This is a genomic window from Actinoallomurus sp. NPDC052274, from assembly GCF_040679475.1.
GTDB classification, from domain to species: domain Bacteria; phylum Actinomycetota; class Actinomycetes; order Streptosporangiales; family Streptosporangiaceae; genus Actinoallomurus; species Actinoallomurus liliacearum.
Genome location: NZ_JBFAUT010000045.1, coordinates 45,059 through 68,541, shown reverse-complemented (window position 1 = coordinate 68,541; position 23,483 = coordinate 45,059). Strand labels below are relative to the sequence as shown.

Genomic DNA, 23,483 nt, shown 5'->3' with positions numbered 1-23,483 from the left:
CATGGAGTCGATGGCGTCCCCCGGACCCGCACAATCGATAGCATTCGATCCCGACATCCCTGACCATCGAGGAGTTCCCGTGTCTGAGCTGCGCATCACCCTCGACGGAAGCGAGCGTGTGGTGGCGGCCGGCACCATCGCCGGAGAAGCGCTCGACGCCGACGGCCGCACCGTCATCGCCGCCCGCGTCGGCGGCCAGGCGCGCGACCTGGCGTACGTCCTGCGTGACGGCGACGTCGTCGAGCCCATCCAGATCGACTCGCCCGAGGGCCGCGCCATCATGCGCCACTCCGCCGCGCACGTCATGGCGCAGGCGGTGCAGGAGCTGTTCCCCGAGGCCAAGCTCGGCATCGGCCCGCCCGTCGAGAACGGCTTCTACTACGACTTCGACGTCGAGCACCCCTTCCAGCCCGATGACCTCAAGCGCATCGAGAAGCGGATGCGGGAGATCGTCAAGCAGGGGCAGCGCTTCTCCCGCCGGGTCGTCGCCGACGACGATGCCCGCGAGGAGCTCGCCGCCGAGCCGTACAAACTCGAGCTGATCGGCCTCAAGGGCGCTGCGGCGGATGAGGAGAGCGTGGAGGTCGGCGGCGGCGAGCTGACCATCTACGACAACCTCGACGCCAAGTCCGGCGAGCTGCGCTGGAAGGACCTGTGCCGCGGCCCGCACGTGCCGACCACCCGGGTGATCCCCGCGTTCAAGCTGATGCGCTCCGGCGGGGCGTACTGGCGCGGCAGCGAGAAGAACCCGCAGCTCCAGCGCATCTACGGCACCGCGTGGGAGTCCCGCGAGCGCCAGGACGAATACCTCAAGATGCTCGAGGAGGCCGAGCGGCGCGACCACCGCAAGCTCGGCGCCGAGCTCGACCTGTTCTCCTTCCCCAATGAGATCGGCAGCGGTCTCGCGGTCTTCCACCCCAAGGGCGGCGTCGTCCGCCGGGTCCTGGAGGACTACTCCCGGCGGCGGCACGAGGAGGAGGGGTACGAGTTCGTCAACACCCCGCACATCACCAAGGGCGACCTGTTCCAGACCTCCGGCCACCTCGGCTGGTACAAGGACGACATGTTCCCGCCCATGGAGCTGGACGGGGCGGAGTACTACCTCAAGCCGATGAACTGCCCGATGCACAACCTGATCTTCGACGCGCGCGGGCGGTCCTACCGTGAGCTTCCGCTGCGGCTGTTCGAATTCGGCAGCGTCTACCGGTTCGAGAAGTCCGGCGTCGTGCACGGCCTCACCCGCGTGCGCGGCATGACCCAGGACGACGCGCACATCTACTGCACCCGCGAGCAGATGGGCGACGAGATCAAGAGCCTGCTCGCCTTCGTGCTCGGCCTGCTGCGCGACTACGGGCTGAACGAGTTCTACCTCGAGCTGTCCACCCGCGACGAGTCGGAGAAGTTCATCGGCTCCGACGAGGACTGGGAGGAGGCCACCGCCGCGCTGCGGCAGGCCGCCGACGAGTCCGGGCTCGACCTCGTCGCCGACCCCGGCGGCGCGGCCTTCTACGGCCCGAAGATCTCCGTCCAGGCCAAGGACGCCATCGGCCGTACCTGGCAGCTGTCGACCATCCAGGTCGACTTCAACCAGCCGAAGCGGTTCGGCCTGGAGTACCAGGCCGCCGATGGCTCCCGGCAGCAGCCTGTCATGATCCACCGGGCGCTGTTCGGGTCGATCGAGCGGTTCTTCGGCGTGCTGCTGGAGCACTACGCGGGCGCGCTGCCGCCGTGGCTCGCCCCGGTGCAGGCGGTCGGCATCCCCATCGCCGACGACCACGTTCCGCACCTGCGCAAGATCGCGGCCAAGCTCCGCGAGCGGGGCATCCGGGTCGAGGTCGACACCTCCTCCGACCGGATGCAGAAGAAGATCCGCAACGCGCAGAAGCAGAAGGTGCCGTACATGCTGCTGGCCGGCGACGACGACGTCGCGAAGGACGCCGTGTCGTTCCGCTACCGGAACGGCGAGCAGAAGAACGGCGTCTCCATCGACGAGGCCGTCGACGAGATCGTCAAGGCCGTCGAGAGCCGCATCCAGATCTGAAGCACCTGTTGATCCCTGGCGTGTGCTGCGCCTAGAACGCAGCACACGCCAGGGATCACTTGTATCCGGTCACAGCCAGCGCAGGTCGGCGAACATGAGGCGGGCGGCGCCCGCCGGGCTCGACCACTCTCCGACGTTACCTTTGCCGAAGGTGACCGCCCGCCCGTCGGGCAGGGCCATGCCCCAGGCGACGAACTCGGTGCCGTCCCCGTCGTCCTCCCGTACGAGCGCGAACATCCGTGGCAACTCCGGCCGACGGCGCAGCCGTGCTGAGAGCCGGGCGATGAGGCCCCTGCCGTGGTAGACAGAGGGCGCGGATCGTTGGTGCATCGCGACTCCTTCGGTCGGCGTGTGGTCGAGGCGAGTGCCGGGCCGTCCAACTCGGGTACTCGCCTCGACCTTTTTCATTCCCATGTGCGTGTGCGTTGGGTGGCTGTACGGCGACACAGAGCAAAGAGCCGCGCGACGTCATGGCCCTCATCGACCTGTACGGGGTGGAGGAGGCCCGCCAGCGCGAGATCCTCCTCCAACTCGCCACCGAGGTCTGGCAGAAGGGCTGGTGGGACAAGTACTCCGGCCAGGTCGACGGCTCCCTCATCGACCTCGTCTGGCTCGAAAGCCGAACCGAGATGATGCGGGCGTACAGCCAGACGGCACTGCTCTTTCTCCTGCAGACGCGGGAGTACGCGCAGGCGATGATCCGGGCAGCGGATCCTGATGCTCCGGAGGAGCAAGTCAGGCGCTGGGTGGATCTGCGTATGTCGAGGAAGCGAATTCTCGACCGTGACCATCCCGTACGTCTCTCCGTCGTTCTCGATGAGGCGGTCCTGCGCCGCCCGATCGGCAGTGCCCAGGTCATGGCGGAACAGCTCCGCCACATCGGCATTCAGGCGGAGCGGGAGAACGTCGCGCTTCGAGTACTGCCCTTCCGCGCCGGTGCGCACGCGAGCCCGAACGGCGGATTCCAACTGCTCAAAATGGCGGACCCGTTCCCGGAGGTCGCCTATGTCGAAGGACCGGCTGGTGCGCTGTACGTCGAATCGGCCGGTGCCGAGCGAATCGCCGGTATGTACGATCGCCTGCAGAAGGCCGCCCTCCCCGAGAGTGAGTCGGTCGACTTCATGGCGGCCCTGGCGGAGGAGTTCGAGTGATGAAAACGACCGTGGTCGCCTGGCGCACCAGCTCGTACAGTTCGAACGGCGGCGGCAACTGTGTCGAGGTGGCTGTCGTAACGGCGTGAGCCATGATGACCGAGCGCTCGTTCGGGACCCGTGGGGTGGGGTGCCGGGGAGTCGGCCCTATGCTGCTGGCATGACCGAGTCCGACCATGAGGAACAGTACGGAGTCGGGGAGCCCGACCAGTTCCAGCGCCTGTGGACCCCGCACCGGATGGCCTACATCAAGGGTGAGAGCAAGCCCACCGGCGCGGGAGCGGACGACGGCTGCCCGTTCTGCGAGATCCCGAAGATGAGCGACGAGGACGGCCTGATCGTCCGGCGCGGGGACAGCGCGTTCGTCGTCCTCAACCTCTACCCGTACAACTCCGGTCACCTCATGGTGTGCCCGTACCGGCACGTCGCGGACTACACCGAACTCGACGACGCGGAGACCGCCGAGGTCGCCGGGCTCACTCAGGACGCGATCACCGCGCTGCGCAAGGCGAGCGGCGCGCACGGTTTCAACGTCGGCATGAACCTCGGCACGGTCGCGGGCGCGGGCATCGCCGCCCACCTTCACCAGCACATCGTGCCGCGCTGGGGCGGCGACACGAACTTCATGCCGGTCATCGGGCAGACCAAGGTGCTGCCCCAACTGCTGCGCGAGACCCGCCAGATCATCGCGGACGCCTGGCCGCACGACTGACGCCGACCCGGTCGCCCGCCGGGCGGCCGCCGTACGGACCCGTTGTCGAAACAATCCCGGCGCGGCGAGCAACCGATCCGGCGTGCCCCGCATGTAAGGGGTATGAGATCGAAGATCGCTGGGGAGCGGAGCGCCTCGCCGGCCTGGCACGGGCCGCCCGCCGGCGCCGGCGGTACGCCGGTGGACGTTCTGGCGGCGGAACCGGTCGGCGCCGGCGCGGCTGAGGATCACGGCTCGGCCGTGGTCCTCGGCACCGTCTTCCGCCGGCACCACCTGGAACTCGTTCGCATGGCGCTGTTCATCGTCGGAGACCAGGCCACCGCCGAGGACGTCGTCCAGGACGCCTTCACGGCCGTGCACCGCCGGTTCGACCGGCTGCGCGACCCCCGCGAACCTCTCCCGTACATCCGCGCGTCCGTGATCAACGGCTGCCGGGGCGTGCTGCGCAGGCGCGCCATCGCGCGACGCTTCGGCGGCGACTACGAGCCGCCCATCTGGTCGGCAGAGTCGGCGGCGCTGCTGGGGGAGGACCGCCGGGAGGTCTTTCTCGCCCTCCGCTCGCTGCCGCGCCGCCAACGCGAGGCGCTGGTGCTGCGCTACTACCTCGATCTCTCCGAAGCCGAGATCGCCGAGGTGATGGGCGTCAGCCGCGGCACCGTCAAGTCGACCACCTCCCGGGCGCTCGCCGCGCTCGCCAAGAAACTGGGGGAGGAATCATGACCAGGACCGAAGATCGTCTTCGCCAGGCGTTCACCGACGGAGCCCGTACCGTCCGGCCCGAGACGGTACGGCCGCTGTCCCTCCCGAAACCTCGCCGGCGGTCTTCGTGGGCGGTGCCGGCGATGAGCGCGGTCGCGGTCGCCCTCTCGGTGGCCCTCATCGTGATGATCACCGGGCGTCAGCAGCCGCACGTGGCGGCGGGAGAAGGCGGACCGGCGTTCATCGTGGCGACGACCGGCTTCGGCCAGTCGCCGAAGGGAATGTCGCGAATCGAGGTCCGGGACTCCACGACGATGAAGGTGTACGACACCAAGGCGGCGTCGCGCGGCTCGACGTTCCAGTACGTCACAGCGGCCCAGGACAACCGCACCTACTTCGTCATGGAGGTGCCGCTCCGGCAGACCGCGTGCAACGCCCTCCGCATCTACCGGATGCACGTCGCCGACACCGGCCGGATCACCTCGTTCGACGCGCTCGGAACGCTGATCCAGGGCGGGACGATGCGCCCCGAGGTGATGCCGGGGGGCCTCGCCGTCTCGCCGGACGGCAGGAAGATCGCGTACGCGGTGATTCCCTGCGGCACTCCGGCGGACCGCCTGTTCTACAAGATCGGTGTGGTGGACCTGCGGACCGGGGCGCAACGCGAGTGGACGGACCCGCAGGAGAGCGTCATCTCCAGCCTCTCCTGGACCGCCGACGACCGTAAGGTCGCGTTCGTCCGCCGCGAACCCACCCATGAGCCGGATGACGGGGACCACATGTTGACCAAGAACGGCGCGGTCATGCTCCTGGACACGGACTCCAACGGCTCCAGCCTGCTGTCCAGCAGGACCCTGGTCCGCCGGTCGGCGCGGCTGACGAACATCTGGGCGGCCACGATCAGCAGGGACGGGAACACGATCAGTGTGGTGGGGGAGTACGCGCCGCTCAACGGAGCAATCACGCTCTGCGAGATCGCCGTCGCCGATGGACGGCTGCTCCGCACGCCGTACCACGAGACCTTCGACGGACAGGACATGCCTCCGGTGCCCAACTCGCCGGGGCTCGTCACGCTCAGGATCGATCCGAGCGGTCGTCACGTGCTCTTCTACGACTCCGGGGAATCGGACCCCGCCGCGTTCGGTCGCATTGACGACGGCCGGTTCCGCACGCTCCAGGAGATCAATGGCGATAACGGCGTATCCGAGCCCATCGAGGCCGATGCCGACGCGTTCGATCCGAATGACCTCGCCTGGTGACTGAGGTCGGCTGAGACCCCGCCGCGGGCCTGACGCACAGAGCCCGCGGCGGGTCATCGCGAGACGACCCCCATTCCCTTCACGTCCCTCGGGCCTTTCCCGCCCCGGGGCGATGACGCATGCCCCTGCACGGAGGTGATCTCGGCATGCCCCTTTCCCCCGCCCTGACCGTCTGGAGGAGGACGTGAGCGTGTCCGGAGCGTCCCTCGCCATCGTCGGCGAGTCCACCTCCCACTCGACGCCCTCGGCTTCCGGGCCTGCGATGGGACGGCGGCGGCATCGGCTGTGCCTCGCCGCGCTGACCGCCGTGGCCGCGGCGCTGTACGCGACGTTCTCGCTGCTGTGCTTCCACACCTTCCGCTCCGGGACGTACGACCTGGTGATCTTCGATCAGGCGGTCCGCTCGTACAGCCGGTTCCACCTGCCGGTGGCGATGGTCAAGGGGGTGCACGACGGGTTCGGCCCGGGGTTCTCGGTCCTCGGGGATCACTGGTCGCCGATCCTGGCGCTGCTGGCGCCGACGTACTGGATCCACGACGGACCGGTGACGTTGCTCGTGGCCCAGGCCGTCCTCGTGGCGCTGGCCGTTCCGCCGCTGTGGGCCTTCACCCGGCGCGAGTTCGGCGGAGGCCGGGCCGGGACCCTCGCGGCCTACCTCGTCTGCGCCGGGTACGCGCTGTGCTGGCCGGTCACCGAGGCCACGGCGTTCGACTTCCACGAGGTGGCGTTCGTACCCGTCCTCACGAGCGTGCTCTTCGAGCGCTTCTCCGCCTACCGGCACGGAACCGGACGGTGGTGGCACGGGGTCCTCCCGGCGGTGGCGCTCCTTGCGGTCAAGGAGGACATGGGGCTGCTGGTCGCCGGGTTCGGAGCCGTACTCCTGCTCCGCTGCGTCCCGCGTACCGCCCCGCGCCGCCGCGCGCATCTCGTTCTGGGGGTGATCTTCGTCCTGGGCGGGCTCGGCGCGGCGTGGCTGTCGATCCGTGTCCTCGTGCCGGCGTTCGGGGGCGACCCGGACTACTACTGGGCGTACGACCGGTTCGGTCCGGACGCTCCGAGCGCGGTGGCGTACATGCTCCTGCACCCGCTGGAGACGCTGAACGCGTCCGTCCACCCGGCGATCAAGGTACGGACGCTGCTGTGGCTCCTGGCCGTCGGCGCCGCGACCCCGCTCGCCTCGCCGTACGTCATCGTGCCGCTACCGCTGCTCGCGGCACGACTGCTGAACGACCGCTTCCCGAACTGGTGGACGCCGTACTTCCAGTACAACGCCTTCATCGTCATCCCGATCCTCTGCGCCGCCGTGGACGGCACCGCCCGCCTCCGGCGGCTGATCGGCCGCCGCTCGGCGCCCGTCGGCACGGGCATCGCGATCGGCTGGGCGGGGCTCGTCCTGGCCGGGGCGCTCGTCTCGCTTCCCTCGTTCGTCTTCTCGCACCTCGCCGACTCGGGGTACTGGGTCCGCGACGCGCGGATGCGGGCCGCCGCGGCGGCCGACGCGCACGTGCCCTCCGGCGCCCTCGTCGAGACGACGAACTACCTGGGACCGCAGATCTCCGCGCGTACTCGCGTGCTGCTCTGGGACCGGACACCGCGCTGGGCGCCGTGGGTGGTCGCCGACACGCGCGTGCGTCACTTCCCGTTCCACACCCTCGACGAGCAGCGGCAGCGGGTCGATCTCCTGCGGCGCAGTGGCTACCAGGTGGTGTTCGAGGAGGAGGGATATGCCGTGCTGCACCGGGCACGCCCCGCCTCCGGAGGCGGTTGACCGGCTCGGCGAGAATGAGGTCCATGGAGCGACCGATTCTGGTGTACGACGGGGACTGCGGCATCTGCACGAAGGCCGTCCGGCTCGTCGGGGACACCGCGAAAGCCGACGGGCGGCGGCTGCGGGTCCCCGCGGACCCCGAGGTCGTCGCCTTCCAGGACGCGGACCTGGCGGCGCTCGGCACGACCGCCGAGCGCGCCGCGTACGAGGTGCTCTGGATCGAGGACGGCCGGGTCCACGGCGGGGCGCAGGCGGTGGCCCGGCTGCTGATCGAGGCCGGTGGGTGCTGGCGGCCGCTCGGTCTCCTCGGCCGGGTCCCGCCGTTCCGCTGGGCCGCGCACGGGCTGTACCGCCTGATCGCGAACAACCGGCACCGGCTGCCCGGCGGCACCCCGGCCTGCGCCCTGCCCGCGGCCGAGCGCCCCGGCGCCCGCTGAGCGGCGGTCCGGTGGCCGGGCGTTACGCGCCCGTGGCGGCGATCCACCTGCGCGCCACGACGCCCGCCGTTCTCGTCCCGGCGGGCGCCGCGCGGTCAGGTCAGGGGGCCAGCCAGGGGACGGTGAAGCGGGTGAAGACGATGCCGCCGGTGTCGCCGATCTCGTAGAGGTCCGCGACCGAGCCGTCAGGCAGGACGGCCATGGTCGAGTATCCGGCGGCCCCCGGCTTGAGCAGTGCCTCCTGCGGCCAGCTCGAGCCGTCGTCGCGGCTCAGCCGGACGGTGAGGTCGGTACGGCCGGTGGCGGCGTTGTTGCTGTGCAGGGCGACATTGGTCAGGGCCGGTGCGCCGGAGGCGGCCGGCAGGTAGGAGATCTCGTCGCCGTTGCAGCCCGGGTCGATCAGGCCGCTGTTCCACGCGGTGCCGTAGGACGCCGTGACATCCGCCGCCGTCGCGTACCAGCGGTTGCCGCCGGCGTTGGAGCGCATGTTCTGCGCGACGCGGCCGGTGGAGCGTTGAATGACCTTGCTCTCGTTCACGCCGGTGCCGGCCGTCGTGCCGTTGTGCCAGGTCGCGCCGTGGTCGTCGGAGTAGATGTTCGACGCGTGGTCGCCGGCGGCGTCGTGGTAGACGATCGGCTGGACGAGGCGCCCGGTCGCGAGCTGGATGCCGTGGCCGGAGGAGGCGAACATGCCGGCCACGTTCCGTCCGCGCCCGGACGGCCGGCCGCTCGCCGAGTCGATCGCGGCGGTCCACGGCGAAGGCGCGCTGTTCATGGCGGACGTGGCGACGCTGGACGAGGGGGTCGCCGCCGCCGAGGCGGGCGCCGACGCCATCGCCACCACCCTGTCCGGCTACACCGCCCCGGGGCGGCCGCCCGCAGGTCCCGACCTCGACCTCGTCCGGGCGCTGCGCGGCAGGCTCCCGGACGCGCTGATCGTCGCCGAGGGCCGGTACCGCCCGAAGCGACGCCACGGTCGTCTTCTTCCACGGCGGCGGCTGGATCGCCGGGGACCTGGAGACGCACCTGCAGCACATGCGCAGGCTCGCCGTGGAGACCGGCGCGACGGTGATCGGCGTGGACTACCGGCTCGCACCCGAGCACCCCTTCCCGGCCGCGTTCGACGACTGCCTCGCCGCGACGCTGCACCTCGCCGGAGCGCGGACCGGGCCGCTCGCCGTGGCCGGTGACAGCGCCGGCGGCCAGCTCGCCGCCTCGGTCGCCCTGCCGCGCCCCGGCGGACGGTACGACTCGGCGAACCAGCGCATCCCCGCCATGGTGAGCCCGTATCCGTCGGCGCGCTCGGCCCGCGACGGGTAGCGTGCGTTCACGTCCGGATCGGCACTCGCCGGAGGCCGCGGCGGCCGCGATCGGGGCGGGCGCGAGCTGCGTCGTGGTCGGCACGGCGATCGCCTGCCGCGACGAGGGGGTAGAACGGGCCGGGCAACTGCTGGTCGTCCCGGTCACCGACGTGCTGGGCGGCTACCGGGCGGCTCGGTGACACGCGCGGGCAGCGGGCCGGCGGCCGTCTCCAGGACGGTGTCGTACTCGGCGGCCGGGATCGGCGGATCGGCCAGCAGAGCACGCGACCGTTCCTTCACCGCCCGCGAGTGGATCCGCGCGCCGTGCACGGAGGCGTCGGCGGCGAGTCGTGGCAGGCCATCAGGCGTGCCACGACTCCTGCGTTCGCCGGTCGCTCTTCGCCGTCACTGCGCCGCGCGCGTGCCCGGCGCGGCGGCTCCCGCCTGGATCAGTTCGGAGACGGTGACGAACTCGAAGCCCTTGGCGCGCAGCCCGCGGATCATGGGGGAGAGGTTCCGCAGCGCGACGAGGCGGTCCTGGTGGCCGGTGTCGTGCGCGAGCAGGATCGTGCCCGGCGCGGTGCTGTTCACGATGTAGTCGACCAGCTTGGGCGGGTGCTTCTCGTACGTCTTCTCCAGCATCTTGATCGACCACAGGACGAGGTTGTAGCCGAGGACGCCCGCCGCGCTGAGCGTCGTGCCGCCGATGTTGCCGTACGGCGGGCGCAGGTGCCGTGGTTCCCGGCCGGTGATCTCCGAGATGGCGGCGTGCGCCCGCCGCATCTGGGACAGCGCCGCCCGGTGGTCCAGTTGCGCGAGGTTCCGGTGCGCCCAGGTGTGGTTGCCGGCCTCGTGGCGGTCCATCCGGCCGTGCACGAGGCGGGCGTTGCGCACGAGGCGCTGCCCGACGAGGAAGAACGTCGCCTTGACCTTCTCCTCGTCCAGGATGTCGTGGACCATCGGCGTCCAGTTCGGCATCGGGCCGTCGTCGAAGGTGAGGGCCACCAGCTTCTGGGAGGTGTTCACCGCCCAGGTCACGTCGACGTGCCCCTCGCCCGGTCGCCACGGCCCCGCCGACGGCACGGCCATCGCCGAGTGGGGCGTGGCGGGTGCCGCCTCCGCCGAGTCGATCGCCGCCCCGGCGGCCAGTCCGACCGCCGCCCCCGCGCCACCGAGCGCCACGGCGCGCAGAACCGAGCGTCTGCCGTGCTCCTCAGCCCCCGTATCAGCCATGCCGAGATCATCTCAAACGGTTGGTTAACAAATCGTCATCCCGGAGGATGAGCGATTCGTCCTCCCCGCGTCCGTGTCACCCGTACGCGGGGCGTACGGGTGACACGGCGCACGGCTACTCCTTCGCCTCGGCGACGACCTTCTCGGCGAGGTGGGACGGCAGCGGCTCGTACCGGAGGAACGAGCGGCTGAACGTGCCGGTGCCGTGCGACATCGACCGCAGGTCGATGGCGTATCGCGTGATCTCCAGCTGCGGGACCTCCGCCTTGATCAGCGAACGCCCTCCGGCGACGGTCTCGGTGCCGAGCACCCGGCCGCGCCGGGACGACAGGTCCGACATCACCGCGCCGACGTAGTCGTCCGCGACCAGCACCGACACCTCGTCGACCGGCTCCAGCAGCAGGATCTGCGTCTTGCCCGCCGCGTCCTTGAGCGCCAGTTGCCCGGCGGTCTGGAAGGCCATGTCCGAGGAGTCCACCGAGTGCGCCTTGCCGTCGTGCAGGGTGACCCGGACGTCGACGAGCGGGTAGCCCGCCATGACCCCGCGCTCCATCTGCATCCGCAGGCCCTTCTCGACCGACGGGATGAACTGCCGCGGGACGACGCCGCCGACGATCTTGTCGACGAACTCGAACCCGCCGCCGGACGGCAGCGGCTCGACGTCGATGTGGCAGATGCCGTACTGCCCGTGTCCGCCGCTCTGCTTGACGTGCCGGCCCAGGCCCTGGGCCTTGCCGCCGAACGTCTCGCGCAGCGGAACCCGCAGCGGCACGGTCTCCACCTCGACGCCGTACCGGCTGTGCAGCCGGTCCAGGAGCACGTCGGCGTGCGCCTCGCCCATGTTCCACAGCACGAGCTGGCGGGTCTCGGAGTTGTTCTCCAGCCGCAGCGTCGGATCCTCGGCCACCAGCCGGGCCAGCGCCTGGGACAGCTTGTCCTCGTCGGCCTTCGACTTGGCCTGGATCGCCGTCGGCAGCAGCGGATCCGGCATCGACCAGGGCGCCATCAGCAGCGGGGCGTCCTTGGAAGAGATCGTGTCGCCCGTCTCGGCGTGGGTGAGCTTGGCGACCGCGCAGATGTCCCCCGCGATGCAGGAGGACATCGTGCGCTGGGCCTTGCCCAGCGGAGAGGTGATCGCGCCGACCCGTTCGTCGACGTCGTGGTCCTCGTGGCCGCGGTCCGCCAGCCCGTGCCCGGAGACGTGCACGGTCTCGTCCGGCCGGAGCGTGCCGCAGAACACCCGGACCAGCGAGATCCGGCCGACGTACGGGTCGGAGGTGGTCTTGACGACCTCGGCCACCAGCGACCCGCCCAGATCGCAGGTCAGGTCGCCCGCCGGTGAGCCGTCGACCTTGGTGACCGCCGGGATGCCGTGCTCGAGCGGCGACGGGAACGCCTGCGTCATCACCTCCAGGAGCTCGCGCATGCCGATCACCGGCCCGGGATGGTCCCCGTGCGGGACCGACGTGGCCAGTACGGGATAGAAGCTGCCGCGCGCCACGGCCTTCTCCAGGTCCTCGACCAGGATCTTGACGTCGATCTGCTCCCCGGAGAGGTAGCGATCCATGAGCGTCTCGTCCTCGCTCTCCTGGATGATCCCCTCGATGAGGGCGCCGCGCTGCTCCGCGAGGCGGTCCAGGAACTCCGGGTCCGGGTCGCGCTCGACGCGCTCGCCGGAGGAGTAGTCGAAGCACCTGCCCGTGAGCAGGCCGATCAGGCCGGCCTCGCACGGGAAGTAGCAGGGCAGCACGCTCTCGCCGAAGGCGTCCTGGCAGGCGGTCAGCACCTCGTCGAAGTCGCCGCGCTGTTGGTCGATCTTGGTGATGACGACCGCGCGCGGCATGCCGACCAGCGCGCACTCCTCCCACAGCATCCGGGTGAGGCCGTCGACGCCGTCGACCGCGGAGACCACGAACAGCGCCGCGTCGGCCGCCCGCAGCCCGGCCCGCAGGTCACCGACGAAGTCGGCGTAGCCCGGAGTGTCGAGTAGGTTGACCTTGATCCCGGCGTGCGTGAACGAGGCGAGCGAGAGGTTCACCGAGCGCTGCTGGCGGATCTCGACCTCGTCGTGGTCACTGACCGTCGAGCCGTCCTCGACGCGACCGGGCCGCTGGATGGTACCGGTCGCAGCGAGCAGCGCCTCGACGAGCGTCGTCTTACCCGCTCCGGAGTGGCCGACCAGCGCGATGTTGCGAATCTTGTCGGGCTGGTCGACCGTCGGTGCCCTGCCGGCGGCTTGGGGAGCTGTCTTGTCCGCCACGTGCCCACCTCCAAAGGACGGATGGGTGTGACGGGTGCCACACCCGTGGTCACCACCATTACCGCCCCGGCCACATATCACAAGGGGTGACCAGGATCGGGTTGAGGCCTACCTGATATGAGCCGTTCCCACCTGCACCGACGCCACGCACTACGATTGGCCCGCCCGGGGGATGGCGCGGCTACGGCCACGGGGCGATGAAATCGAGGCCAGAACACGATCAGAGGATGGCAATGCTCAACCAGTTGCGGCCGGCCCTTTCGCGTGTGATCACGCCGGTGGGCAGGGCGCTGGCCCGCACCGGTCTCACGCCGAACGCGATCACCCTCATCGGCACGCTCGGCGTCGTCGGCGGCGCGCTCGGTTTCTACCCGCGCGGCGAGTTCTTCTGGGGAACCGTCGTCATCACGGTTTTCGTGTTCTTCGACATGTTCGACGGCGCGGTGGCGAGGGTGACGGGGAAGACGAGCCGCTTCGGGGCCTTCCTCGACTCCAACATGGACCGGGTGTCCGACGCGGCGATCTTCTCCGGGCTGATCTTCTACTTCGCCCGGCAGGACCACCAGGACCTGCTGATGATCGGCCTCGCGCTGTTCTGCCTCGTGTCCGGCGCGCTGGTCTCGTACGCGCGGGCGCGCGCCGAGGGCATCGGCGTCGGCGCGACCGTGGGCATCGCCGAGCGCGGCGAGCGACTGATCGTCAGCCTGGTCGCGATCGGCCTCGACGGGCTCGGCGTCCCGTACGTCCTGGCCGTCGGCCTCTGGCTGCTCGCCGTGGCCAGCGCCATCACCGTCTTGCAGCGGTTCGTGGCGGTGCGCCGTCAGCTCGAGGTGCTCGAGGTGAGCGAACCGTCATGAGGGACGAGGCGGCGGACGCGGCGTACGCGCTGGGCTGGGCGGCGGTCCGCCGGCTGCCCGAGCCGGTCGCCCGGGACATCTTCCAGCTGATCGCCGACCGGACGTGGCGACAGCGCGGCCGCGGCGTGCTGCAACTGGAGAAGAACCTCCGCCGGGTCGTCGGCCCGGACGTCTCCGAAGAGGACCTGCGCGAGCTGAGCCGCCGGGGCATGCGCTCGTACATGCGCTACTGGATGGAGGCGTTCCGGCTGCCCGCGACCCGGCGGGAGCGGATCCTGTCCGGCATGCGCATCACCGGCATCGAGGACCTGCGCAAGGACGTCGACGAAGGGCGCGGCGTCGTCGCGGCCCTCCCGCACATGGGCAACTACGATCACGCGGGCGCCTGGATCACCCTGTCCGGGGTGCCGTTCACCACGGTGATGGAGCGGCTGCGGCCCGAGTCGCTGTACGACCGGTTCATCGCCTACCGGGCGAGCCTCGGCATGGAGGTGCTCCCGGCCACCGGCGGCGACGGCGACGTCTTTCGCACCCTGGCCGCCCGGCTGCGCGACGGCAGGCTGGTCTGCCTGGTCGCCGACCGGGACCTCACCGCGTCGGGCGTGGAGGTGGAGTTCTTCGGCGAGACCGCGAAGATGCCCGCCGGGCCCGCCGCGCTGGCCATCGAGACGGGTGCCGCGCTGCGGCCGGTCACTCTGTGGTACGAAGGAGCCGACTGGGCGGTCCGCGTCCACGAGGAGATCCCCGTGCCCGATGAGGGAGAGCGGCAGGACAAGGTCCGCGCGATGACGCAGTCCCTCGCGGACGTCTTCGCCGACGGCATCGCCGCCCACCCGGAGGACTGGCACATGCTGCAACGGGTCTGGCTAAAAGACCTCCGGTGAGACGAGATGAGTGAGACGGCGCGGGCGGCGGAAAGGGCGGGCGGTCGATGAAGATCGGGATCGTCTGTCCCTACACCTGGGACGTCCCCGGCGGCGTCCAGCAGCACGTCCGTGACCTCGCCGAGGCGCTGGTCGCGCTCGGCCACGAGGTGTCGGTGATCGCCCCCGCCGACGAGGACACGCCGCTGCCCTGGTACGTCGTCTCCGCGGGCCGCGCCGTGCCGGTGCCCTACAACGGCTCGGTGGCGCGGCTGGCGTTCGGGTTCCTGTCCGCGAGCCGGGTGCGCCGCTGGATCAGGGAGGGCGGGTTCGACGTTCTTCACGTGCACGAGCCGGCCGCCCCCTCGCTCGGCCTCCTGGCCTGCTGGGCCGCCGACGGGCCCATCGTCGGCACCTTCCACGCCTCATTCGAGCGGTCCCGTGCCCTGTCGGCGGCCGGTCCGATCCTGCAGAGCGCCCTGGAGAAGATCACCGCGCGGATCGCGGTGTCGGAGAAGGCGCGCAAGACCCTCGTCGAGCACCTCGGCGGCGACGCCGTGCTCATCCCGAACGGCGTGACCACCGAGCGCTACGCCATGGCCGAGCCGCTGCCCGGCTGGCCCGGAGACGACGGCGCGCTCGGCTTCCTCGGCCGCATGGACGAGCAGCGCAAGGGCCTGCCGATCCTGCTGTCCGCCTTCGAGGTCCTGGGCCGGCGACGGCCTCGGCTGCGGCTGCTGCTGGCCGGGCCCGGTGACGAGGAGGAGATCCTCGCCCGGGTCTCACCGGATCTTCGCGACCGGGTCGTCATGCTCGGCATGGTCAGTGAGGCCGACAAGGTCCGCGCGCTGCACTCCGTCGACGTGTTCGTCGCGCCCAACACCGGCGGGGAGAGCTTCGGCATCGTGCTGGCCGAGGCCATGTCGGCCGGCGCGCCGATCCTCGCCAGCGACATCGAGGCGTTCCGGCGCGTGCTGCTCGACGGCCGGGCCGGGGCGCTGTTCCCGGTCGGCGACGCGGAGGCGCTGGCCACCGCGGCGGCCGAGCTGCTGGACGACCCGCCCCGCCGCAAGCAGCTGTCGGCGGAGGCCAAGACGGCCGTGCGCGCCTACGACTGGTCGACCGTCGCCCGCGACGTCGTACGCGTGTACGAGACCGTCGCCGGGGAGGCCACCGTCGTCGAGACGTCGGCGGTCTGAGCATGTACCACGTCATGCTCAACATCGCGCTCGCCGCCGCGGTCGTCATCCTGCTCGGCGTCTACGTCTCCTGGCGCGCCACCCGCATCGACCGGCTGCACGTGCGCCTGGAGACCGCGCGCGCCGGGCTCGACGCCGCGCTCGTCCGGCGCGCGGCGGTCGCCCTGGAGCTCGCCGCCTCCCGCCTCCTCGACCCGGCCACCAGCCTGCTGCTGGCCGCGGCCGCGCACGAGGCCCGCATCGCCGACGCCGACAACCGTGAGTTCGCCGAGAGCGACCTGTCCCGCGCGCTGCGGGCCGTCATCGAGCAGCCGGGCTTCCGTGACACCCTCGCCGGCCGCGGGGACGGCGCGGCCCTGCTCGAGGAGCTCGACGCCGCCGCGCGGAAGGTGGCGTACGCGCGCAGTTTCTACAACAACGCGGTCACCGGGACGCGCACCGCGCGGCGCAAACTCCTGCCGCGCCTGCTGCACCTGGCCGGCCGGGCGCCGCTGCCGGAGTTCTTCGAGATCGACGACGCCCCGCCGGAGACTCCGACCGGAGCGGTATCAGCGCGCTGACCGGCCCGGATGCGTGGGCGGGGCCGTCGGCGGACGAGTCGTTCGGCTAGTCTGGCCCTTTCCCGGAATAGTGGGAGAGGACGCCTCATGTCCGTTCTCCAGCCGCATAAAGGGCCACGCGCCGCCGCGCTGAGCGCGGCCGCGCTCACCGTCCTGACGTTCTCGGCGTGTTCCAGCACCCCGAACAGCGCCGCCCCGCCGAGGGCCGTGGGCACCCCCACTCCGGCGGTGTCCGCCACGCCCTCCCCGTCGGCGCGGGCCGTCCATCCGTTCACCGGCCGGCCGGGCGCCCGGAACGGCCCCGTCCTGGCGGTGAAGGTCGACAACACGCGATCCGCGAAGCCGCAGCGCGGCCTGCGCTCGGCGGACATCATCTATGTCGAGCAGGTCGAGGGCGGTCTGTCCCGCATCATGGCGGTCTACTCCTCGACCCTTCCGCCCCGGGTCGGGCCGGTCCGCAGCGCCCGGATCTCGGACCTGCACATCCTGCCGCAGTTCGGCCGTCCCGCCTTCGCCTACTCCGGCGTGCAGAGCAAGATGAAGCCCTACCTCGCCCAGGCGCCGCTGATCGACGTGTCCCCGGACAAGGCATCCGCCGCCTACACCCGGCTCGGACCCCACCCCGCTCCGTACAACCTGTACGCGTCACCACAGCAGTCGCTCGCCGGCGCCCCCGGAGCGACGAAGGCCCGGGACATCGGCTTCCGGTTCGGGACCGCGCCGTCCGGCGGCACCCCGACGACGTCCTACACCGCGCGCTACCCGTCGGCGACGCTCGTCTTCCGCTGGTCGGCCAAGGATCACCGCTGGCTCGTGTCGCAGGACGGCCGTCCGGACCAGGCGGCCGAAGGCGGGCAACTCGGCGGCCAGACGGTCGTGGTCCAGCGGGTCCGCACGACCCGGTCGCAGTTCCACGACTTCCTGGGCAACTACACGCCCCTGGTGCAGACGGTGGGCAGCGGCACCGCGACGGTGCTGCGCGACGGCAAGGCGTACGACGCCCGCTGGTCCCGCGCGTCCGAGGACCAGGGCACGACCTTCACCACCCCGTCGGGGCGGCCGATGACGTTCGCGCCCGGCCAGGTCTGGATCGTCCTCGTGAACGCGGGCCGTCCCGTCACCCCGTGAACAGGGCATGATCGGGCCGCGGCGGAGCCCGGCACCGGCCCCTCCCACCTGGAACTACCATGGAGAGCGACAAGCGTGATCGATTTCTCCTAAGAGGTAGCCCGTGTCCACTGCCACCCCCGCCCAGCCCACCGCCACTCCGGAGACCGGAACCGCCCGCGTCAAGCGGGGTATGGCGGAGATGCTCAAGGGCGGCGTGATCATGGATGTCGTCACCCCGGAACAGGCCAAGATCGCTGAAGACGCCGGCGCCGTGGCGGTCATGGCGCTCGAGCGGGTGCCCGCCGACATCCGGGCCGAGGGCGGCGTCTCCCGGATGAGCGACCCGGACATGATCGAGGGCATCATCAACGCGGTGTCGATTCCGGTCATGGCCAAGGCGCGCATCGGACACTTCGTCGAAGCCCAGGTCCTGCAGGCGCTCGGCGTCGACTACATCGACGAGTCCGAGGTCCTGACCCCGGCCGACTACGAGAACCACATCGACAAGTGGGCGTTCACCGTGCCCTTCGTCTGCGGCGCCACGAACCTCGGCGAGGCGCTCCGCCGCATCACCGAGGGCGCGGCCATGATCCGCTCCAAGGGCGAGGCCGGCACCGGTGACGTCTCCAACGCCACGACGCACATGCGCCGGCTGCGCCAGGACATCCGGCGCCTCGGCGCCCTGCCCGAGGACGAGCTGTTCGTCGCGGCCAAGGAGCTGCAGGCCCCGTACGAGCTGGTCAAGGAGGTCGCCACGGCCGGCAAGCTGCCCGTCGTGCTGTTCACCGCGGGCGGCATCGCCACCCCGGCGGACGCCGCGATGATGATGCAGCTGGGCGCCGAGGGCGTGTTCGTCGGCTCGGGCATCTTCAAGTCCGGTGACCCGGCCAAACGCGCCGAGGCGATCGTGAAGGCCACCACCTTCTACGACGACCCCGACGTCATCGCCAAGGTGTCCCGCGGGCTCGGCGAGGCGATGGTCGGCATCAACGTCTCGACGCTGCAGGACTCCGACCGGCTCGCCGGGCGCGGCTGGTAGGGGCGACGGGCCCGCGTCGCCGTCCGGGCATGAGGACCGAGCATCCTGGAGAAGGGGCCCCCGGCCAGGGGGCCCGGAGGGCCCGTCATCCGGGCGTGAAAGATCCCGGCGCGATCGGGCCCTCCCCAGTCCGGCGTCGGCGGGCTACCCTGACTGGGCCCGGCGGCGTGACGCTTCCGCGGTACCGGTGCAGTGGCCGCAGGAGGGACGAGACCCATGGCGTGGTCCATCGCACTCGCGTGTGCGAGCGTTGACGATCCAGGCCGGGTGTTCCGGCAGGGCCTGACCCCGGACCCGGACGCCGCCGCCGACCTGGCGCGGCGGCTCTACCCCGAGTCGGCGATCGTCGAGAGCGGCGACACGGTCCTGGACTTCGCGCTGTGGCCGTTCGAGGACGAGCTGTTCGTCGGCGCGTACGGCGACGCGCTGGTCGTCTGCGACCGGCGGCTCTACGACGTCGACGACCGGGCCCGTACGCTCGCCGACCAGATCGCGGCGGCGCTGCCCGGATCGACCTGCGGCGTGCTCGTCCTGCACAGCATGGTGTCGGGATGCTGGTTCCGGTGGTACGCCGGCGACCGGCCGCGCCGCGACGTGTTCGTCACGGCCGAGGACGGCGTCGTCGTCGACCTGGGCGAGCGGCTCCCGGCGGAGGCGCCCTTCTGGAAGGCGATCGACGAGGGCGCGCCCGACGTTCCCCTGCCGTTCGACTACGAGGAGTTCGGTCTGGCGCTGGCCCGCGAGTACCTGTTCGGCCGGGGCCTCAGCGAGCGCGGCCGGGACGGCTTCCTGCCCCTGGAGCTCTCGCTCCGCCGGTTCAAGATCCGTTCACTGAGCAGGCTGGGCAGAGGCTCTCACTGACCGGCGAGCACCTTCATGCCGGCCTCTTCGATCACCCGCTGAAGGCGCAGACCGCGGCGATATCCGGTTTGAGGCGCGCCGGTCTGGATAATTCGGTCATAGCCTTATATGTAGCGCCACATCGGAGCGCAGGCGGCACCAGGGGGTGCAGAACAGTGTCCGAGCCCGACAACATCGGTGACCGGCTCAGGTCGCTCCGCGAAGGGCGCTCCCTGACCCGGCAGGAACTCGCGGACGACTCCGGAGTGGACGTCGACCTGATCGAGAAGCTCGAGCACGGCCGGCGGCAGACGGCGCGTCACACCTCGCTGACCAGGCTCGCGAACGCGCTGAACGTCGGGATCTCCCGGCTGCTCGGCGGCGGGCGGCCCGAGGAGCGCGCCCCAGGTACGCCCGACGACGTCCGGCAGGTCCGCGACGTCGTCGCGTCGGCGGACTCGATGCCCGGCATGGACGCCGACGACGCCGGCGAGGCACCCGACCTCGCCGAGCTGAACGCCGCCGTCGACGCCGCCTGGCACGACTACCGGGCGGGGAACATGAGTCGGCTCGCCGGGGTCCTGCCGGGCCTGATCGGCGAGGCCCGCCTGGCGTCCAGCGAGCTCGGGCCGGGCGCGGCCGGGCCGCTCGCCGAGGCGCACGAACTCGCCGCGCGTCTGTTCGTGCACTACGGCAGGTGCGACCTCGCCGAGATCGCCACCGAACGCGCGATCCGGGCCGCCGAGGGCGGCGGCGACGAGCTCGAGTGGGAGACGCTCCACGGCACCTACTCGTGGACCCTGCTCTGCGAGGGCCGGCACCGGGCGTCGGAGGAGCACGCGCTCTCGATCGCCGCGAGCACCGAGCCGGCGATGGACGAGACCGCACTCCGCGACCTGACGGTGTGGGGCGGCCTGATGCTTGCCGCCATGGCGGCGGCCAGCGCGGCGGAGCGCACCGCGTCGATGACCGAGTACCTGGGAATCGCCGGGTCGGCCGCGCACCGGTTCGCCCACGATCGTCTCGACCACCACGTGGGATTCGGCCCGGCCCGCGTGGCGACGCAGGCCACCCGCGACTACGCGATGCTCCACGAGCCCGGCCTGGCACTGCGCGCGGCCGAGGACGTGCACGCCGGCGAACTGCCGCGCAGGTCGTACGGCCGCCATCTGATCGACGTCGCGCGGGCCCAGGCGGAGATCCGGGACCTGCGGGCCGCGGAGGAGACGCTGCGCGCGGCCGAGAGCCTGTGCGCCGAGTCGTTCTCACCCGCCGGACCGGCCTGCGCCGTGGTCGGCGACGTCATGGTCGACGTCGGGCACCTGACCCCGGAGCTGCGCCGCATGGCGCGGTCCGTCGCGGTCCAGGTGTGACGCGCGGCGCGGGCGGGACGCCGGGCGCGGGCCGGGACACGACGCGCGGCAGGTGACGGGCGCGGGCCGGGCGGCCGGCCGGGAGGCGGGCGGAGCACGCCACGCGAACGGGGGAAGATCACTCCCTGCTGTCGTTGTTATGACAGGCACTAGGCTCATTGTCCGTACATCTCATTCTGAAGGGCTGATTCGTGGCTGCTGTCCCGACGATCGGCGTGCTCGCACTACAGGGCGACGTCCGTGAGCACCGGCGCGCGCTGGAGTCCTGCGGCGCCGCGACGGAGTCCGTGCGCCGTCCGGAGGAGCTCGAGCACGTCGACGCCATCGTCATCCCCGGTGGGGAGTCCACGACGATGTGGCGGCTCGCGCGTACGTTCGAGCTGCTGGAGCCGCTGCGCAAACGGATCGAACAGGGCATGCCGGCCTACGGTTCCTGCGCCGGCATGATCATGCTGGCCGACCGGATCGCCGACGGCGCCGAGGGCCAGGAGACCATCGGCGGCATCGACATGCTCGTGCGCCGTAACGCCTTCGGCCGTCAGGTCGACTCCTTCGAGGAGGACATCCACGTGACGGGCCTCGACACGCCGTACCACGCGGTGTTCATCCGGGCGCCCTGGGTGGAGTCGGTCGGCGGCGACGCCGAGGTCCTCGGGCGTGCGGAGGCCGGCGACGCCGCCGGTAGGATCGTTGCGGTCCGGCAGGGACATTTGCTCGCGACGTCGTTCCATCCGGAGCTCACCGGCGACGCGCGGATCCACCGGCTCTTCCTCGACATGGTGAAGGGAACCCAATGAGCGGCCACTCCAAGTGGGCGACGACGAAGCACAAGAAGGCCGCCGTCGACGCCAAGCGGGGCAAGCTTTTCGCCAAGCTCATCAAGAACATCGAGGTGGCCGCCCGGACCGGCGGAGGCGACCCGGACGGCAACCCGACGCTCTACGACGCGATCCAGAAGGCCCGCAAGAACTCCGTGCCGCTCGACAACATCGAGCGGGCCCGCAAGCGCGGCGCGGGCGAGGAGGCCGGTGGCGCCGAGTGGCAGACGATCATGTACGAGGGCTACGCCCCCGGCGGTGTCGCCGTGCTGATCGAGTGCCTCACCGACAACCGCAACCGCGCCGCCTCCGACGTGCGCACGGCCCTCACCCGCAACGGCGGCTCGCTGGCCGACCCGAACTCGGTGTCGTACCTGTTCAACCGCAAGGGCGTCATCATCGTGCCCAAGGAGGGCACCTCCGAGGACGACGTCATGCTGGCGGTGCTGGACGCGGGCGCCGAGGAGGTCAACGACCTCGGCGAGTCGTTCGAGGTGATCAGCGAGGCCGGTGACCTCGTCGCGGTCCGCAAGGCCCTGCAGGACGCCGGCGTCGACTACGAGTCCGCCGAGGCGAACTTCCTGCCGAGCGTCAGCGTCCCCGTCGACGAGGACAACGCCAAGAAGGTCTTCCGCCTCCTCGAGGCGCTGGAGGACAGCGACGACGTGCAGAACGTCTTCGCCAACTTCGACGTCTCCGACGAGATCATGGAGAAGATCGAGGCCTGATCCGCCGGAGCGCGAGCGGCGCCCGGCTCCGGCACGGGCGCCCCGGGCGATGCCGTAGCGTACCCACGTGGACATTCGCGCGCTCGCTCCGGAGGACCTCCTTGCCGCCCACGACCTGAGGATCCGGGCCTTCGGGCCGGTCGACCAGGCGCAGTGGCTCCGTCAGTTCCGCCCCGCCGTACGGCGGGGACAGGTCCTCGGGATCTACGACGGCGACCGTCTCGTCGGCTCCGGCCGGTACCACCGGTTCGAGCAGTGGTGGCACGGCCGCCCGGTGCCGATGGGCGGCGTCGCCAGCGTGTACATCGCTCCGGAGGAGCGCGGCCGCGGGATCGGACGCCGCCTCGCCCGGGGCCTGCTGGACTTCATGGACGGCCTGCCGCTCACGACGCTGTACCCGGCCACCGCGCCGGTCTACCGTTCCGCCGGGTACGAGCACGCGGGCGCGCAGCACTTCGTCACCGTCCCGGCCGAGGCGCTGCGCACGCTCGCCACCGGCCCGGTCAAGGTCCGGCGCGCGGGGCCGGACGACGCCCCGGAGATCGTCGGCGTGCTGCGCCGCCTGCACGCCGAGGCACGGGACAACGGGCCGATCGACCGCGGTGAGGACTGGTTCCGCGACCTGCTGGACGGCGACGACGTCTTCGCCTACCTCGCCGAGGACGGCTTCCTCGCCTACGGCTGGAGCGCGGACGGCCGGGGCCTTGTCGTGCACCGCTGCGTGGCCGGCTCCGCCGAGACGGCCAGGGCGCTGTGGGCGCTGGTCGGATCGGGCTCGTCGGTCGCCCGGAGCGTGCACGCATGCGTCGCCCCGGACGACCCTCTCTTCTGGCTCCTGCGCGACCGTTCCCACGAGGAGATCAAGCGCGTCTCGTGGATGCTGCGAGTGCTCGACGCGCCCGCGGCCGTGGCCGCGCGCGGCTTCCCCGACGGCCTGTCGGCCGAGGTCCCCCTGGCGATCACGGACGAGCTGCGGCCGGGCAACGACGGGGCGTGGCGGCTGACCGTCGGCGGCGGACACGGCGCCCTGACCCGCGCCGAGGCCGAACCGGGCGCCGTCCGCCTGTCCGCGCGGGGGCTGGCCGCCCTCTACGCGGGCGTCCCGATGATCCGCCTGCGCCGCTCGGGCCTCGCGGAGGGAGACGCGTCCGCCGACGCGCTCCTCGACGCGGCGTTCGGCGGGACGCCGTACATGCTCGACTACTTCTGATCTCCGATGCGACACGCCGGGACCG

The 23,483-nt window shown here is 71.3% G+C and carries 25 protein-coding genes and 1 pseudogene; 22 read left to right on the top strand and 4 right to left on the bottom strand.

Going from position 1 to position 23,483, the window contains the following annotated elements; genetic code table 11:
* The first annotated feature begins 10 nt into the window (after positions 1-10).
* Complete coding sequence (gene thrS / locus AB0K82_RS31135) at positions 11-2,041, top strand: threonine--tRNA ligase (RefSeq protein ID WP_364403930.1); 2,031 nt, start codon at positions 11-13, stop codon at positions 2,039-2,041.
* Between the two features lie 69 nt (positions 2,042-2,110).
* Here the strand turns inward: thrS and AB0K82_RS31130 are convergent, their stop codons facing one another.
* Entirely contained in the window at positions 2,111-2,371 is a 261-nt protein-coding gene (locus tag AB0K82_RS31130) for a hypothetical protein (protein ID WP_364403908.1), read from the bottom strand.
* 140 nt (positions 2,372-2,511) lie between these two features.
* Here AB0K82_RS31130 and AB0K82_RS31125 point away from each other — a divergent pair, with 140 nt between their 5' ends.
* The 7 genes from AB0K82_RS31125 (at position 2,512) to AB0K82_RS31095 (ending at position 8,067) form a co-directional block, all read left to right on the top strand.
* The gene (locus AB0K82_RS31125) at positions 2,512-3,192 is read left to right on the top strand and encodes a DUF5753 domain-containing protein (protein WP_364403906.1); all 681 of its coding nucleotides are present in this window, start codon (positions 2,512-2,514) and stop codon (positions 3,190-3,192) included.
* Entirely contained in the window at positions 3,192-3,281 is a 90-nt protein-coding gene (locus AB0K82_RS31120; protein WP_364403904.1) for a DUF397 domain-containing protein, read from the top strand. Before AB0K82_RS31125 ends, AB0K82_RS31120 begins: the two co-directional genes overlap by 1 nt.
* A gap of 71 nt (positions 3,282-3,352) precedes the next feature.
* Positions 3,353-3,904: an HIT domain-containing protein gene (locus AB0K82_RS31115; RefSeq protein WP_364403902.1), complete on the top strand. Its 552-nt coding sequence runs from the start codon at positions 3,353-3,355 to the stop codon at positions 3,902-3,904.
* Positions 3,905-4,006: 102 nt separating this feature from the next.
* Entirely contained in the window at positions 4,007-4,624 is a 618-nt protein-coding gene (locus AB0K82_RS31110) for a SigE family RNA polymerase sigma factor (protein ID WP_364403900.1), read from the top strand.
* Positions 4,621-5,862 (top strand): hypothetical protein, encoded by a 1,242-nt coding sequence (locus tag AB0K82_RS31105; protein WP_364403898.1) that lies wholly within the window; start codon positions 4,621-4,623, stop codon positions 5,860-5,862. Before AB0K82_RS31110 ends, AB0K82_RS31105 begins: the two co-directional genes overlap by 4 nt.
* Positions 5,863-6,052: 190 nt before the next feature.
* Entirely contained in the window at positions 6,053-7,630 is a 1,578-nt protein-coding gene (locus AB0K82_RS31100) for a DUF2079 domain-containing protein (RefSeq protein WP_364403897.1), read from the top strand.
* A 23-nt stretch (positions 7,631-7,653) separates the two neighbouring features.
* Positions 7,654-8,067 carry a DUF393 domain-containing protein gene (locus AB0K82_RS31095; RefSeq protein ID WP_364403895.1) on the top strand — a complete coding sequence of 138 codons (414 nt, stop codon included), beginning with the start codon at positions 7,654-7,656 and terminating at the stop codon, positions 8,065-8,067.
* Positions 8,068-8,167: 100 nt separating this feature from the next.
* Here the strand turns inward: AB0K82_RS31095 and AB0K82_RS31090 are convergent, their stop codons facing one another.
* A complete protein-coding gene (locus AB0K82_RS31090; protein ID WP_364403893.1) occupies positions 8,168-8,758 on the bottom strand; it encodes a sialidase family protein in 591 nt (196 codons plus the stop codon).
* Here AB0K82_RS31090 and AB0K82_RS31085 point away from each other — a divergent pair.
* From AB0K82_RS31085 to AB0K82_RS31075, 3 genes and pseudogenes are all read left to right on the top strand, one after another.
* Positions 8,733-8,966, top strand: a pseudogene (locus AB0K82_RS31085) (hypothetical protein); the annotation flags it as partial. The gene AB0K82_RS31090 and the pseudogene AB0K82_RS31085 sit on opposite strands and share 26 nt — an antisense overlap.
* Before the next feature lie 103 nt (positions 8,967-9,069).
* Complete coding sequence (locus tag AB0K82_RS31080; RefSeq protein WP_364403928.1) at positions 9,070-9,387, top strand: alpha/beta hydrolase fold domain-containing protein; 318 nt, start codon at positions 9,070-9,072, stop codon at positions 9,385-9,387.
* Position 9,388: 1 nt separating this feature from the next.
* Positions 9,389-9,568: a hypothetical protein gene (locus AB0K82_RS31075; RefSeq protein ID WP_364403891.1), complete on the top strand. Its 180-nt coding sequence runs from the start codon at positions 9,389-9,391 to the stop codon at positions 9,566-9,568.
* A gap of 205 nt (positions 9,569-9,773) precedes the next feature.
* Here AB0K82_RS31075 and AB0K82_RS31070 read toward each other — a convergent pair whose 3' ends face one another.
* Together AB0K82_RS31070 and AB0K82_RS31065 are read right to left on the bottom strand one after the other, a co-directional pair.
* Positions 9,774-10,601 carry a polysaccharide deacetylase family protein gene (locus AB0K82_RS31070; protein ID WP_364403889.1) on the bottom strand — a complete coding sequence of 276 codons (828 nt, stop codon included), beginning with the start codon at positions 10,599-10,601 and terminating at the stop codon, positions 9,774-9,776.
* Positions 10,602-10,716: 115 nt separating this feature from the next.
* Positions 10,717-12,861, bottom strand: coding sequence for an elongation factor G-like protein EF-G2 (locus AB0K82_RS31065; RefSeq protein ID WP_364403887.1), 2,145 nt, complete (start codon positions 12,859-12,861; stop codon positions 10,717-10,719).
* A 233-nt stretch (positions 12,862-13,094) separates the two neighbouring features.
* Between AB0K82_RS31065 and pgsA the strand changes: the two genes are divergently transcribed.
* The 11 genes from pgsA to AB0K82_RS31010 all read left to right on the top strand — a co-directional run bounded on the left by pgsA (position 13,095) and on the right by AB0K82_RS31010 (position 23,458).
* Positions 13,095-13,718 carry a phosphatidylinositol phosphate synthase gene (gene pgsA, locus AB0K82_RS31060; protein WP_364403927.1) on the top strand — a complete coding sequence of 208 codons (624 nt, stop codon included), beginning with the start codon at positions 13,095-13,097 and terminating at the stop codon, positions 13,716-13,718.
* Positions 13,715-14,602: a phosphatidylinositol mannoside acyltransferase gene (locus AB0K82_RS31055; RefSeq protein ID WP_364403886.1), complete on the top strand. Its 888-nt coding sequence runs from the start codon at positions 13,715-13,717 to the stop codon at positions 14,600-14,602. Before pgsA ends, AB0K82_RS31055 begins: the two co-directional genes overlap by 4 nt.
* A 47-nt stretch (positions 14,603-14,649) precedes the next feature.
* On the top strand, positions 14,650-15,780 hold the full coding sequence (locus AB0K82_RS31050; RefSeq protein WP_364403884.1) for a glycosyltransferase family 4 protein: 1,131 nt from the start codon (positions 14,650-14,652) through the stop codon (positions 15,778-15,780).
* 2 nt (positions 15,781-15,782) lie between these two features.
* Positions 15,783-16,340, top strand: coding sequence for a hypothetical protein (locus AB0K82_RS31045; protein ID WP_364403882.1), 558 nt, complete (start codon positions 15,783-15,785; stop codon positions 16,338-16,340).
* An 87-nt stretch (positions 16,341-16,427) separates the two neighbouring features.
* Positions 16,428-17,468: a DUF3048 domain-containing protein gene (locus AB0K82_RS31040; RefSeq protein WP_364403880.1), complete on the top strand. Its 1,041-nt coding sequence runs from the start codon at positions 16,428-16,430 to the stop codon at positions 17,466-17,468.
* Positions 17,469-17,571: 103 nt separating this feature from the next.
* Entirely contained in the window at positions 17,572-18,489 is a 918-nt protein-coding gene (pdxS, locus tag AB0K82_RS31035) for a pyridoxal 5'-phosphate synthase lyase subunit PdxS (protein ID WP_308206030.1), read from the top strand.
* Positions 18,490-18,705: 216 nt separating this feature from the next.
* A complete protein-coding gene (locus AB0K82_RS31030; protein WP_364403878.1) occupies positions 18,706-19,350 on the top strand; it encodes a hypothetical protein in 645 nt (214 codons plus the stop codon).
* Between the two features lie 155 nt (positions 19,351-19,505).
* Positions 19,506-20,702 carry a helix-turn-helix domain-containing protein gene (locus AB0K82_RS31025; protein ID WP_364403876.1) on the top strand — a complete coding sequence of 399 codons (1,197 nt, stop codon included), beginning with the start codon at positions 19,506-19,508 and terminating at the stop codon, positions 20,700-20,702.
* A gap of 191 nt (positions 20,703-20,893) precedes the next feature.
* Complete coding sequence (pdxT, locus tag AB0K82_RS31020; protein WP_364403874.1) at positions 20,894-21,499, top strand: pyridoxal 5'-phosphate synthase glutaminase subunit PdxT; 606 nt, start codon at positions 20,894-20,896, stop codon at positions 21,497-21,499.
* Complete coding sequence (locus AB0K82_RS31015; RefSeq protein WP_364403872.1) at positions 21,496-22,248, top strand: YebC/PmpR family DNA-binding transcriptional regulator; 753 nt, start codon at positions 21,496-21,498, stop codon at positions 22,246-22,248. The genes pdxT and AB0K82_RS31015 overlap by 4 nt, the downstream gene beginning before the upstream one ends.
* Positions 22,249-22,315: 67 nt before the next feature.
* Positions 22,316-23,458, top strand: a complete 1,143-nt coding sequence (locus AB0K82_RS31010) for a GNAT family N-acetyltransferase (protein ID WP_364403870.1) — start codon at positions 22,316-22,318, stop codon at positions 23,456-23,458.
* The last annotated feature ends 25 nt before the right edge of the window (positions 23,459-23,483 follow it).

What these genes read in the sequence shown, in the direction of transcription:
- AB0K82_RS31130 (WP_364403908.1), bottom strand. Translation starts at nt 2,371, where the DNA reads ATGCACCAACGATCCGCGCCCTCTGTCTACCACGGCAGGGGCCTCATC.
- AB0K82_RS31110 (WP_364403900.1), top strand. Translation starts at nt 4,007, where the DNA reads ATGAGATCGAAGATCGCTGGGGAGCGGAGCGCCTCGCCGGCCTGGCAC.
- AB0K82_RS31105 (WP_364403898.1), top strand. Translation starts at nt 4,621, where the DNA reads ATGACCAGGACCGAAGATCGTCTTCGCCAGGCGTTCACCGACGGAGCC.
- AB0K82_RS31030 (WP_364403878.1), top strand. Translation starts at nt 18,706, where the DNA reads ATGGCGTGGTCCATCGCACTCGCGTGTGCGAGCGTTGACGATCCAGGC.
- AB0K82_RS31040 (WP_364403880.1), top strand. Translation starts at nt 16,428, where the DNA reads ATGTCCGTTCTCCAGCCGCATAAAGGGCCACGCGCCGCCGCGCTGAGC.
- AB0K82_RS31115 (WP_364403902.1), top strand. Translation starts at nt 3,353, where the DNA reads ATGACCGAGTCCGACCATGAGGAACAGTACGGAGTCGGGGAGCCCGAC.
- AB0K82_RS31050 (WP_364403884.1), top strand. Translation starts at nt 14,650, where the DNA reads ATGAAGATCGGGATCGTCTGTCCCTACACCTGGGACGTCCCCGGCGGC.
- AB0K82_RS31070 (WP_364403889.1), bottom strand. Translation starts at nt 10,601, where the DNA reads ATGGCTGATACGGGGGCTGAGGAGCACGGCAGACGCTCGGTTCTGCGC.
- pgsA (WP_364403927.1), top strand. Translation starts at nt 13,095, where the DNA reads ATGCTCAACCAGTTGCGGCCGGCCCTTTCGCGTGTGATCACGCCGGTG.
- AB0K82_RS31055 (WP_364403886.1), top strand. Translation starts at nt 13,715, where the DNA reads ATGAGGGACGAGGCGGCGGACGCGGCGTACGCGCTGGGCTGGGCGGCG.
- thrS (WP_364403930.1), top strand. Translation starts at nt 11, where the DNA reads ATGGCGTCCCCCGGACCCGCACAATCGATAGCATTCGATCCCGACATC.
- AB0K82_RS31015 (WP_364403872.1), top strand. Translation starts at nt 21,496, where the DNA reads ATGAGCGGCCACTCCAAGTGGGCGACGACGAAGCACAAGAAGGCCGCC.
- AB0K82_RS31095 (WP_364403895.1), top strand. Translation starts at nt 7,654, where the DNA reads ATGGAGCGACCGATTCTGGTGTACGACGGGGACTGCGGCATCTGCACG.
- AB0K82_RS31090 (WP_364403893.1), bottom strand. Translation starts at nt 8,758, where the DNA reads ATGTTCGCCTCCTCCGGCCACGGCATCCAGCTCGCGACCGGGCGCCTC.
- AB0K82_RS31125 (WP_364403906.1), top strand. Translation starts at nt 2,512, where the DNA reads ATGGCCCTCATCGACCTGTACGGGGTGGAGGAGGCCCGCCAGCGCGAG.
- AB0K82_RS31045 (WP_364403882.1), top strand. Translation starts at nt 15,783, where the DNA reads ATGTACCACGTCATGCTCAACATCGCGCTCGCCGCCGCGGTCGTCATC.
- AB0K82_RS31120 (WP_364403904.1), top strand. Translation starts at nt 3,192, where the DNA reads ATGAAAACGACCGTGGTCGCCTGGCGCACCAGCTCGTACAGTTCGAAC.